At 62.9% G+C, this 10,918-nt stretch carries 12 protein-coding genes and 1 pseudogene; 5 read left to right on the forward strand and 8 right to left on the reverse strand.

Annotated features, from left to right (window positions below; all coding sequences use genetic code 11):
• Positions 1 to 17: 17 nt before the first annotated feature.
• Together H8B02_RS19055 and H8B02_RS19060 are read left to right on the forward strand one after the other, a co-directional pair.
• A pseudogene (locus H8B02_RS19055) lies at positions 18 to 284 on the forward strand (HMG-box domain-containing protein); the annotation flags it as partial.
• A gap of 103 nt (positions 285 to 387) precedes the next feature.
• Positions 388 to 870 carry a YybH family protein gene (locus H8B02_RS19060; RefSeq protein WP_229167639.1) on the forward strand — a complete coding sequence of 161 codons (483 nt, stop codon included), beginning with the start codon at positions 388 to 390 and terminating at the stop codon, positions 868 to 870.
• A gap of 71 nt (positions 871 to 941) precedes the next feature.
• On the opposite strand, the gene H8B02_RS19065 is transcribed toward H8B02_RS19060, so the two are convergent.
• Entirely contained in the window at positions 942 to 1,313 is a 372-nt protein-coding gene (locus H8B02_RS19065; protein ID WP_229167640.1) for a hypothetical protein, read from the reverse strand.
• Between the two features lie 148 nt (positions 1,314 to 1,461).
• On the opposite strand from H8B02_RS19065, the gene dusA reads away from it, so the two are divergent.
• Positions 1,462 to 2,457 carry a tRNA dihydrouridine(20/20a) synthase DusA gene (gene dusA, locus H8B02_RS19070; RefSeq protein ID WP_283842211.1) on the forward strand — a complete coding sequence of 332 codons (996 nt, stop codon included), beginning with the start codon at positions 1,462 to 1,464 and terminating at the stop codon, positions 2,455 to 2,457.
• A 2-nt stretch (positions 2,458 to 2,459) separates the two neighbouring features.
• On the opposite strand, the gene H8B02_RS19075 is transcribed toward dusA, so the two are convergent.
• The 5 genes from H8B02_RS19075 to H8B02_RS19095 form a co-directional block, all read right to left on the reverse strand.
• Entirely contained in the window at positions 2,460 to 3,356 is an 897-nt protein-coding gene (locus tag H8B02_RS19075; protein WP_229167641.1) for a LysR family transcriptional regulator, read from the reverse strand.
• Between the two features lie 189 nt (positions 3,357 to 3,545).
• Positions 3,546 to 4,712 (reverse strand): muconate/chloromuconate family cycloisomerase, encoded by a 1,167-nt coding sequence (locus tag H8B02_RS19080; RefSeq protein WP_229167642.1) that lies wholly within the window; start codon positions 4,710 to 4,712, stop codon positions 3,546 to 3,548.
• An 80-nt stretch (positions 4,713 to 4,792) separates the two neighbouring features.
• On the reverse strand, positions 4,793 to 5,662 hold the full coding sequence (locus tag H8B02_RS19085; RefSeq protein WP_229167643.1) for an intradiol ring-cleavage dioxygenase: 870 nt from the start codon (positions 5,660 to 5,662) through the stop codon (positions 4,793 to 4,795).
• 72 nt (positions 5,663 to 5,734) lie between these two features.
• Complete coding sequence (locus H8B02_RS19090) at positions 5,735 to 6,259, reverse strand: flavin reductase family protein (RefSeq protein ID WP_229167644.1); 525 nt, start codon at positions 6,257 to 6,259, stop codon at positions 5,735 to 5,737.
• Entirely contained in the window at positions 6,256 to 6,801 is a 546-nt protein-coding gene (locus H8B02_RS19095; RefSeq protein ID WP_229167645.1) for a nucleotidyl transferase family protein, read from the reverse strand. The genes H8B02_RS19090 and H8B02_RS19095 overlap by 4 nt, the downstream gene beginning before the upstream one ends.
• Positions 6,802 to 7,125: 324 nt before the next feature.
• Here H8B02_RS19095 and H8B02_RS19100 point away from each other — a divergent pair, with 324 nt between their 5' ends.
• Both H8B02_RS19100 and catC read left to right on the forward strand, forming a co-directional pair.
• The gene (locus tag H8B02_RS19100; protein WP_229167646.1) at positions 7,126 to 8,703 is read left to right on the forward strand and encodes a 4-hydroxyphenylacetate 3-hydroxylase N-terminal domain-containing protein; all 1,578 of its coding nucleotides are present in this window, start codon (positions 7,126 to 7,128) and stop codon (positions 8,701 to 8,703) included.
• A 123-nt stretch (positions 8,704 to 8,826) separates the two neighbouring features.
• Positions 8,827 to 9,117: a muconolactone Delta-isomerase gene (catC, locus tag H8B02_RS19105; protein WP_229167647.1), complete on the forward strand. Its 291-nt coding sequence runs from the start codon at positions 8,827 to 8,829 to the stop codon at positions 9,115 to 9,117.
• Between the two features lie 50 nt (positions 9,118 to 9,167).
• Here catC and H8B02_RS19110 read toward each other — a convergent pair whose 3' ends face one another.
• Positions 9,168 to 10,151: a cysteine synthase A gene (locus H8B02_RS19110; protein WP_229167648.1), complete on the reverse strand. Its 984-nt coding sequence runs from the start codon at positions 10,149 to 10,151 to the stop codon at positions 9,168 to 9,170.
• Between the two features lie 380 nt (positions 10,152 to 10,531).
• Positions 10,532 to 10,918 (reverse strand): TIGR02281 family clan AA aspartic protease (locus tag H8B02_RS19115; protein ID WP_229167649.1); only part of this gene is annotated, 387 nt, incomplete at its 5' end.

Genomic DNA, 10,918 nt, shown 5'->3' on the forward strand with positions numbered 1-10,918 from the left:
CGCTGGCGGATGCCGACACCGATCCCGTGCACGATCCCATGATTCCTCATGTGGTCGTGCTCGAGCCTGATCTCGTCATCCACAAGATCTACAACGGTTACTGGTTCTTCGGTCGGCCGACGATGGAGGAACTCCGTCAGGACCTGCGTGCCGTCACCAGGAAATGCCGGCCCGACTGGGATATCGCCACGCCGGAGCTGAAGGCTGCGTGGCAGCAACGCCGCAAGGACATTTTCTATCCTTACGGCAAACGCTTCACGCAAACTCTCGGTGAAGGAGAATAGCTTGCGCCGCCGCGCAAGTCTCGAAGGAGCGAGCATGCCGAAACTTTGAACTCGCTCAGCGCCGCACGAAGACGCATCAAGATTAGCAATCGGGAGGAATATCATGATCGCAAAACTGACAGAGATTACCGGAGGCGAGGCGCGCAGCGGCGATGGATGCGCGATCGATGCACTGATCGACTTTTACAAAGCGTTCAATACGCGTGATCTCGATGGACTTGCGGCCAACTGGGAGGAAGGAGACGCGCCCAGCATGGACAATCCGATAGGTGGTATCCGACGTGGTTGGCAGTCCATTAGCGAAGGCTATCTGAAGTTGTTCGGTGGATCGGCGACGGTCCAGGTAACCTTCCATGATTTTACCAGCCAAGGCGGCGAGGATTGGCATCTATTCGTGGGTCGCGAAAAGGGCACGTGCACAACGCCTGACGTGAAGATGGATCTTCGATTCCGCACGACGCGATGGTTCACGCGGCGAGGCGGTATCTGGCGTCAACTACATCACCATGGATCGATTGAGGAGCCTGCGTTGCTTGCCGAGTACCAGAAAGCAATCTTTGGAGCGGCATTGGCCGAGCCGTTATGAGCCACTCCTGCGCGAATTCCGCTAACGGTTTGTGACGTCGGCAGCAACAGGGAGCCGAAACCGAAGTGTGTTCATCTTGCCGGCCCGCTGGAATGAAAGCTCCTTGCGCACGAATTTAGTGAGCGGCGGCGAGTTAAATCCTTGAGATTGACGCGCCCAAGGGAAGTCTTGAGCGCCTTAAGCACCATAGACTTCGACCGTCGAACTGGCTTGCCGACTTGAGCCAGATCGTCGAGATGCAATGTAATCAAATCGGCAAAGATACGAGGCTGCTCGAAAGGGCGGGAGCGTCGGATCGGAGTGCCGCGATCGATTGAGCGCTCCACATCAATTGCCCACTCTTCGGCGTCACGTCGCCGGACAAATGTGTTCGCGACGTACTCGTTCTTTCTCCTGACCTGAACGCGCCAGCTTCCCGACGCGAGCTTCGTAAAGGTCGGCATTACGTGTGCACTCCACCAACATTTCGTGTGCGCTACGTGTGCACCGCGAGATCAAATGCGGTACAAGCGTGTGCAATTTTGGCTAGTTTCGAGTGCACACGTGTGCACATGTTCCCGTTCTAGTCCGTTGAGATGATAGGGTAAGTAATTGGAATATCAAGGCTATCTCTTCTCCGTGGCGCCCATGATGGACTGGACTGATCGGCATTGCCGGGTCTTCCATCGTCTGATGTCGCGGCGGGCGCGGCTCTACACGGAGATGCTGACGACCGGCGCCATCATCCACGGCGACCGGGCGCGGCTGCTCGGCTTCGATGCCAGCGAGCATCCGGTGGCGCTGCAGCTCGGCGGTTCCAACCCGCATGATCTCGCGACCGCCGCGCAGATCGGCGAGGACTTTGGCTATGACGAGATCAATCTCAATGTCGGCTGTCCGTCCGATCGGGTGAAGGACGGCCGTTTCGGCGCCTGCCTGATGGCGGAGCCCGCGCTGGTCGCCGAGGGCGTTGCGGCGATGAAGCGCGCAGTGAAGGTTCCTGTCACGGTGAAGTGCCGGATCGGCATCGACGACCAGGATCCGGAAGTCGCGCTCGATACGCTGGCGCGCGGCGTGATTGCCGCGGGCGCGGACGCGCTCGTCGTGCATGCGCGCAAGGCCTGGCTCAACGGATTGTCGCCGAAGGAGAACCGCGACATTCCGCCACTCGACTACGATCGCGTTTATCGCCTCAAGGCAGCGCTGCCGGACGTGCCCATCATCATCAACGGCGGGATCACGAGTATCGCCGAAGCGAAACAGCATCTGGCGCATGTCGATGGCGTGATGCTCGGACGGGCGGCCTATCAGGAGCCGTGGCGGCTGCTGACAGTCGATTCCGAGCTGTTCGGTGAAACGCCACCGCATGCCACGATGAAGGACGTCTTCGCGGAGATGCTGCCGTATATCGAGCGGCAGCTGGCCGAGGGCACGCGGATGCATTCGATCACGCGCCACTTCGTCGGCGCTTTCCACGGCGTGCCAGGCGCGCGCGCCTTCCGCAGGCATCTCGCGGAGAACGGCGTTCGGCCGGGTGCCGGGACCGACGTGCTGCGCGAGGCGATCGCACGCGTCGACGACCGCGCGCCTGCGGCGGTCGCGGCCTGAGGTTATTGCTTGCGCTGACGCCGCACGACGTCGTGTGCGATTTTCAGGAAGTTGAAGAGGTGCGGCATCCGGTTGTCGCGCCGGTAGTTCAGCGACAGCGCGGTGCCGGGATTGTGTCCCTCATAGGCGCGATAGGCGACGCCGGGGCGTTCCGCCTGTGAGACGGATTGCGGCACCAGCGCGATGCCGACGCCAACCGACACCAGGCTGATCGCAGTCTGATAGTCCTGGGCCAGTACCTGCGATTTCGGAATGAAGCCCTCTTCGAGGCAGATATTGAGGATGTGGTCGGCGAAGCTCGGGCGCGGCTTGCGCGGGTAGAGGACGAACGTCTCGGCCTTGAGCGCCGCCAGCTGCGTGACCTGCTGTTCGAGCAGCGGCGAGGTGTCGGACAGCGCCAGGATCAGTGGCTCCTGCAGCAGCGGCTCCGACTTCAATTCCTCGTCGTCAAGCGAGGGGCGGGCGACGGCGATATCAATCTCGCGCTGGATCACCGCGCGCTTCTGCTCGGCATTGTTCATCGCCGACAGAGCGAGCTCGACGTCGGGATAGGCCGAGCGAAACGCCTTGATCACGTTGGGCAGCACGCCATAGGTCGCCGATCCGACGAAGGCGACACGCAGGTGTCCCGAAAAGCCTTCGCCGATCCGCTTGATCTCGCGGTGCGTCCGATCGAGCCGCTCCAGCACATCGCGTGCACGTTCCAGCAGAACGCTGCCGGCCTGGGTCAGCCGGATCTGGCTTCGGCTCCGGTCAAAGAGCACGACGCCGAGATCGCTCTCCAGCTGCGCAATCTGCCGGCTGAGCGGCGGCTGGGCGATCGCGAGCCGTGATGCGGCGCGGCCGAAATGCAATTCCTCGGCGACGGCGACGAAGTAGACCAGTCGCCTCAGATCCATGACGTCGTCGCGATCGGTCACGGTCAGCCGAACGTTTGTCCGCGCGCTTCCGCGGAAGCTGCGGGAAAGGCCTGCCGGGTTTGATATCGCGTGGTCATCGGCGCATGATCGAGACGGTCGTTCCGGCGGGAAGACTGTGCGGGCATCCCTGGATTGTCAATTGTCCGCGGGGACGACGACACCATCTCGCTAGTCCTTCCGGGCGAAGGCACGGATCTTGTCCTCGTCGACCTCGACGCCGAGGCCCGGGCCATCGGGCACGCAGATCTCGAACGCGTCGAATCTGATCGGGTTGACGACTAGGTCTTCCACGAGGATCCGCGGACCAAAATGCTCGCTTCCCCATTCGAGCCTGGGCAGGGTGGCGAATGCGGCAAGATGCGCGGCCGCTCCGATGCTGCTCTCCAGAAGGCAGCCGCCGTAGAGCTCGAGGCCGTGGGCGCTCGCGACCGCGGCGGCTCGCTTCATCTCGAACAGGCCGCCGCTCTTCACGAGCTTCAGCGAATAGACGCTGCCGCACCCCATCGTGGCGACGCGGGCGATCTCCTCCTTGGTGAAGGCCGCTTCGTCGATAAGCAACGGGATGGAGGTGCGCGCCGCGACACGCGCCATGGTTTCCAGCTGCAGCGCCGACACCGGCTGCTCGACCAGAGCGACGTCCAGTTCCTCCAGCGCGGGCATGAAGCGGATGCATTCGGCTTCGGTCCAGCCCTGGTTGACATCGACGATCAGGCGCACCTCGTCGCCGAGGCCGGCGCGCAGCGTCTGCAAGCGCTTCAGATCGGCCGGTGGGCGGTTGAAGCCGAACTTGATCTTGAACTGGCGGTGTTCGCGGCGGCGCAGCTTCTCCTTTGCTTCATCCAGCTCCTGTCCGCTGTCGCCGGAGGCCAGCGCCCAGATCACTTCCATGCGCTGGCGAACCGCACCCCCGAGCAGCGCGCTGGCGGGGAGGCCGAGCGTCTTGCCGGCGGCGTCGAGCAGGGCGGATTCGATCGCGCCCTTGGCTGCGAAATTGCGGGTCGCGGCCTTGCTCATGCGCAAGGCATTGGCTTCGAAGGCGAGGGCAGGCTGCCCGAGCAGCACCGGCGCCAGGTAGTTCGTGACCGCAGCCTTGATCGATTCCACGCTCTCCTCGGCCCAGCGCGGCCCGCCAAGCGTCGAGGCTTCGCCGATACCGGTCACGCCGTTGTCGAGCAGCACGCGCACCAGAACGTAGCCCTGATGCGTGACTTCCGTGTTCGAAAGCTTGTGCCGTCGGCGGGTCGGCGCCTCAACGATGGTGGCGCGGATACTGCGGATCGCAGTGTCCTTTGCGAGGCTCCGCACTTGCTCCACGGGCTCGGCGATTTCGATCACGGCACGGCTCATATGTCCTCGCAAGTCAGTTCAAAGTGAACCCTGCCAGGCTTTCCGGGCCTGGCAGGGCGTGGTTCGTATCATTCGGCCGCGACGAGGCGCTCGACCGCCGCCTTCTTGAGCTTGAAGTCGAAATCGAGAACGAGATCGGTGGCGGCGCCGGCCGGCGCCTTGGCGAACTTGCCGATCAGGCTCGGCTTCACGGCGAACACCGAGTCGTTGTCGAGATACTTGGTCTCGGAATCGTAGATCTGCGAGATCAGCGATTGATAGCCGTCCTTCGAGAGCATGAAGTGGATGTGGCCCGGACGCCAGGGATGGTGGCCCATGTATTTCAGGAGCTCGCCGCCGGCGCCGTCATAAGGGATCGGGTAGGGCTCGGGACGGAGCGCCACGAAGGCGTATTCGCCGTTGGCGTCGGTGGTGAACCGTCCGCGCAGATTATAGGCCGGCTGCTCAGGATCTTGCAGGTCATAGAGCCCGTTCGGCGCGTCCTCCCAGACGTCGATGGTGACGCCCTCGATCGGCCGCCCCGTGGTGTCGCTGATGCGCCCGCTGACCTTGACGGTCTGCGCGTTGTCGAACGTCTTCTTGATGATGGAAGCGCCCTTGGGCAGCACCGGCGGGTTCTCCCGGTAGAACGGCCCGAGCACGGTGGACTCGCTCTCGCCATCGGTGACCCGGTGGTCGAGCATGTCGACCAGCACCTCCACGCCGAGAATATCCGCGATCAGGATGAACTCGTTGCGTTTCTCGTCCGAGATGTCGCCGGCGCGGCGCAGGAATTCGCAGGCGGCGAACCACTCGGCGAAGGTCAGGTCGACCTCCTTGCAGAAGGCGTGCATGTGGCGGATCAGGCTCGTCATGATCTGACGGTTGCGATCCGGAATGTCCTTCGAGAGCGCGGCGATCACGTGGTCGGTGATGGTGTCCTTGTTGACGTTCAGCATGGTCGTTTCCTCCTTTTCTTGCAGTTTGGATCAAACTTGCATCCCCGTTTTCGGGAATATCTTCTGGCGGTCTCACCAGACAAATTCGTAAGCAGCATTCTCCAGCGTCGCGGGCGCGGGGTGCGGGTCGGCAAGGCCGCCGAAGCGGCCGCGGCAGAACAGCAGCGGCTTCTTGCCGGGCTCCAGCGACATCTCGCGGACATGGCCAAGGAAGATGGTGTGGTCGCCCGCGACGATCTCATCGGCAAGATCGGTCACGAAATACGCCGCCGCGTTGGCGATGACGGGCAGCTCGTTGCGGCGTTCGAAGACGTCGCAGAGATCGAGTTTGGGCTTGCCTGCGAAATGCCAGGCAAGATCCTCCATTCCCTCGGCCAGAATGCTGACCGCGAAGCGGCCGGTGTTCTGGATGTTGCGAAGCATCTTCGCGCTTTTCGCGATCGAGATCGCGACCAGCGGCGGATCGAGCGAGACCGACATGAAGGCATTGGCCGTCATGCCATGGTCGCGTCCCTCGCAATGCGTGGTGATGATGGTGACGCCGGTGCCGAATTGGCCGCAGGCATTGCGTAGCTCGCGCGGATCGATGGCGGTCATGGGCTGATGACCTCGAGTTGGGCCAGGCCGGATCGATTGGCAGGTGACGCGGTCACGATGTCCCGCCAGTTTTCCAGCGCCGCCGCGGCGGGTGCAAGGCCGGATCGCCGAAGCGAGCGGATCCGGCTGCTGGAGACGATCTCGCCATTGCCGCAGCGCACCGGCGGCAGGATGCGCGTGTCGAAGTGTTGCCGCAGCAGCTGCGCGGTGCCGCCCTTGCACGACCCGAAGCGGAAGTCCTCGCCGACGATCACTTCACGCGGTTGCAGACGCTGCAACTCGGCGAGGAAATCGGCCGCAGTGCGCCGGACGTAGATCTGGTTGAAATCGGCGACGATGACATGATCAGGTGCGAATGTTGCGATGCGTTCGAGCTTTTCGCGCAGCGAGATCAGCGCCTCGGCCTGGCCGAAATACACCTTTGGCGGCGGATCGAAGGTATAGACCACGGCAGGAACGCCGCGGCGCTGCGCTGCCGCAATGGTCTGCCGGAGCAGTTCCTGGTGGCCGCGATGAACGCCGTCGAACGCGCCGATGGTCACGACGCAGGCGTCGAGGGCCAATTCTCCATCGCGATGGAAAGCGACAGCAGCGCTGTCAAAACCGTTGCCCATGGTTCGCTCCCTTGCCGTGCTGCGTCAGCTGCGGCGTTGCGTCGGCCGGACGATCATTGCCGTCCGGTCCGTGCCACCTGAGTCATAGCCCGAGCCGCGGCGGTTCGCGCGGTATGGTGTGATACCTTTCGCCCGCTCCGGGTGAGCGCGTAGCTTTTCCTCCGATGTCACGCCGACCAAGAGCGTGACGGGATGGTCCGGGCCGGTGTGGCAACGCCCGCCGGTCCAACGACACAAGCGGAGGAGAAACCGATGACTACAGCAGCTGCCCTGCGGGCCGATGTGCCTGCGTCAACCACCAGCGTCTATACCGGCGCGGAATTCCTGGACAGCATCCAGGACGGCCGGGAAATCTACATCTACGGCGAGCGCGTCAAGAACGTCACCCAGCATCCGGCCTTCCGCAATTCGGCGCGGATGGTGGCCCGCTGGTACGACCGCTTCCACGAGAAGAAGGATCAGATCGGCGTCCTGACCGACACCGGCTCCGGCCAGCTGACCCATCCGTTCTTCCTGGGCTCGCGAACGGCCGACGACCTGATCAGGGGCCGCGACGCGATCGCCGAACTGCAGAAGGTTGCGTACGGCTGGATGGGCCGCTCGCCGGACTACAAGGCGGCGTTCCTCGGAACCCTGGGCGCGAATTCGGGCTTCTATGGCGAGTACGCAGGCAATGCGAAGAGGTGGTATGCCCGGACCCAGGAGCGGCTCGATTTCTGGAATCACGCCATCGTCAATCCGCCGATCGATCGCGACCGCGCCATCGAGGACGTGCGCGACGTCTTCATGCATGTCGAGAAGGAGACCGATGCCGGCCTGATCGTCTCGGGCGCGAAAGTGGTTGCGACCGGCTCGGCGCTGACGCATTACAACTTCATCGCCCACTACGGCATCCCGATCAAGGACAAGTCGTTCGCGCTGATCTTCACGGCGCCGATGGATGCCAAGGGCGTCAAGCTGATCGCCCGCTCGTCCTACGAATTCACGGCGGCCGCGACCGGCTCGCCGTTCGACTATCCGCTGTCGAGCCGCTTCGATGAAAACGACTCGATCCTCGTTTTCGACAAGGTGCTGGTGCCCTGGGAGAACGTCTTCATCTATGGCGACGTCGACAAGATCAACCAGTTCTTTCCGGCGTCGGGCTTCATCCCGCGCTTCACGCTGCATGGCGTGACGCGGCTGGCGGTCAAGCTCGACTTCATTGCCGGCCTGTTCTCGATGGCGGTGGAGGCGACCGGGTCGAAGGATTTCCGCGGCGTGCAGACGGCGGTAGGCGAGGTGATCGCCTGGCGCAATCTGTTCCACGGCATTTCGGATGCGATGGTGAAATCGCCGATCGCCTGGCAGGGGACCGAGGGCTACAATCTGCCCAACCTGAACTACGGGCTGGCCTATCGCGTGTTCGCCCCGATGGCCTATCCGCGGATCAAGGAGCTGATCGAGCGCCACGTCGCAAGCGGCCTGATCTATCTGCCGTCGAGCTCGGCCGACCTCGAGAGCGAGGCGATCCGGCCCTATCTTGACCGCTTCGTGCGCGGCTCCAACGGTTATGCCGCGATCGACCGGATCAAGCTGCTCAAATTGCTCTGGGACGCGGTCGGCTCCGAGTTCGGTGGCCGGCACGAGCTCTACGAGCGCAACTATGCAGGCAACTACGAAAACCTTCGCGTCGAGACGCTGATGGCCGCGAGCGCGACCGGCGACCTCGGCGCCATGCAGGATTTCGTGCGCAACTGCATGAGCGACTACGACGTCTCCGGTTGGACGGCGAAGGACCTCGTCAATCCCGATGACATCAACCTTGTCAGCCGCGGTTTGGTGCAGGGCTGACGACAAGGCTGACGACAGGGCTGACGATCTGGTAGACAGATCGATGGAGCCGCCGCGGTCGCGCGGCGGCTCGGGTCCGTTTTCGCGCTACCGCCTCATCGCTTGCAGAGAGAGTTGATCATCATGCTATTTCACGTCGAAATGGACGTGCGGATTCCGCACGATCTCCCGGCCGAAAAGGTCGATGCGCTGAAGCAGGCCGAACGTGCCCGTGCCATGGAGCTGCAGCGCACGGGGGCCTGGCGTCATCTGTGGCGGGTGGCCGGACGCTACGCCAATGTCAGCATCTTCGACGTGTCGGGCGCGCAGGAACTGCACGACATCCTGTCTGGCCTGCCGCTGTTTCCGTTCATGGAGATACAGGTCACGCCGCTATGCCGGCATCCGTCGTCGATCCACGACGACGACCGCTAGCGGCGGGTTGGTGACGCTTGCGGAGCGCTTGCGCCAGATTCGCTCCCGGTTCACGTCATCCAGGGCGGGATTGGGAGATTCTTCTTGCGCAGGAAGTCCGGATTGAAGAGTTTGGACTGGTAGCGCTGGCCACCGTCCGCAAGGATGGTGACGATGGTCTTGCCTGGACCAAGGTCGCGTGCAAGCCGCATCGCTCCCACGACGTTGATCGCGCTCGAACCACCCAGCACCAACCCCTCATGCGCGACCAGATCGAACAAGACGGGTAGCGCCTCCTCATCGGTGATCTGGTAGGCCATGTCGATCGGCGCGCCTTCGAGGTTCTTCGTCACACGGACCTGGCCGATGCCTTCCGTGATCGACTCACCTTCCGTCGTCAGTTCGCCCTTTGTGAACCAGTTGTAGAGGGCGGCACCCATTGGATCGCTGAGCGCAATCTTCACGTCGGGATTTCGCTCCTTGAGGGCGAGCGCAATGCCACCCAACGTCCCGCCGCTGCCGACGGCACAGGTGAAGCCATCGACCTTTCCATCCGTCTGTTGCCAGATCTCGGGGCCGGTCGTGCGATAGTGGCCGTCGCGGTTGGCGACGTTGTCGAACTGATTTGCCCAGAACGCGCCCAGTTCCTCGGCGAGGCGACCGGAATAGCGGGCATAGTGGTCCGGGTGGGAAGACGGCACGCCGGGCATCAGGCGCAGATCGGCGCCGCAGAGCCGCAGCATATCCTTCTTCTCCTGGCTTTGCGTATTGGGCATCACGATCACGGATCGATAACCGCGCGCATTGGCCACGAGCGCAATGCCGATGCCGACGTTGCCGGCTGTGCCTTCCACGATGACGCCGCCCGGCTTGAGCCGGCCGCGCTGTTCGGCGTCGTTGATGATGGCGAGGGCTGCACGATCCTTGATCGAGCCGCCCGGATTAAGAAATTCGGCCTTGCCGTAGATGTTGCAGCCCGTGATCTCCGATGCTGCGCGCAGCCGGATCAATGGCGTATTGCCAATGGAGTCCAGAAAACCGGATCGAACGTTCATGGTTGCCCCATCTGGCCAAACAGCTGCTTGATGCTATTTTTCAATTGATCTCGGAAATTTCCTTGCCGTCCGGCATGCGAGATTGGAAGTTCTGGGCTCTGACCGCGCTGTTCTCAAACACGTAGCGTGCCGACGCGCTGAAACAGAAAGTAAGGCTCAGTAAAGCCACGTTTCGTGCGCCGTACAATCTGCGTTTTTCGACAGTGCGACTGCAGGTCGTTCATACGGTTGGTCGCTGCGTAAGTTGATCCGCATCGCGTACACATCGGACATCGAGTGGCAATCAGGCTTTGTGGGTGCGCGCTCAGACTGCCACGTGCATGCAGCGGAGACGGCATCAAGTCGCTCCTGGCCTTCGTTGCGTTGATCGCTGGCGCAGCCTAGTCGACAACCGTGCGCGGGCGGCGGTGACGGGCCGAGGTGTTGATGCTGCCGGTGACGTCGGGGTATCCGGTGAGGCTCAGCGTATCGGAACGGACCCCCCAGCTTTCGAGCCGGTCGAGGAAGCTCATGCCGAGCAGGTTGGTCTTCATCTGTCCGCGTTGCACGACCAGCGCAGGCACCGATTTCTCGACCAGCTTGCCGACCGCGAGACGATCGAGCGTCAACCGCGCCGCCTTGGTGTGACCGCCGGCGGTCTCCAGGTCGACATTGTATTCGAGCATGTCGGTCGGCAGCCCGATCGCCTTGGCGGTTTCCCAGGTCAGCACGACCGAGGTCGCGCCGGTGTCGATCACCATCGGCGCGCTGACGCCGTTGATCTTGGC

It is taken from the genome of Bradyrhizobium altum, from assembly GCF_020889705.1.
Taxonomy (GTDB): domain Bacteria; phylum Pseudomonadota; class Alphaproteobacteria; order Rhizobiales; family Xanthobacteraceae; genus Bradyrhizobium; species Bradyrhizobium altum.

Excerpts from the sequence above, each read along its gene's own strand:
- H8B02_RS19060 (WP_229167639.1), top strand. The coding sequence starts at position 388 with ATGATCGCAAAACTGACAGAGATTACCGGAGGCGAGGCGCGCAGCGGC.
- H8B02_RS19065 (WP_229167640.1), bottom strand. The coding sequence starts at position 1,313 with ATGCCGACCTTTACGAAGCTCGCGTCGGGAAGCTGGCGCGTTCAGGTC.
- H8B02_RS19075 (WP_229167641.1), bottom strand. The coding sequence starts at position 3,356 with ATGGATCTGAGGCGACTGGTCTACTTCGTCGCCGTCGCCGAGGAATTG.
- H8B02_RS19085 (WP_229167643.1), bottom strand. The coding sequence starts at position 5,662 with ATGCTGAACGTCAACAAGGACACCATCACCGACCACGTGATCGCCGCG.
- H8B02_RS19090 (WP_229167644.1), bottom strand. The coding sequence starts at position 6,259 with ATGACCGCCATCGATCCGCGCGAGCTACGCAATGCCTGCGGCCAATTC.
- H8B02_RS19100 (WP_229167646.1), top strand. The coding sequence starts at position 7,126 with ATGACTACAGCAGCTGCCCTGCGGGCCGATGTGCCTGCGTCAACCACC.
- catC (WP_229167647.1), top strand. The coding sequence starts at position 8,827 with ATGCTATTTCACGTCGAAATGGACGTGCGGATTCCGCACGATCTCCCG.
- H8B02_RS19110 (WP_229167648.1), bottom strand. The coding sequence starts at position 10,151 with ATGAACGTTCGATCCGGTTTTCTGGACTCCATTGGCAATACGCCATTG.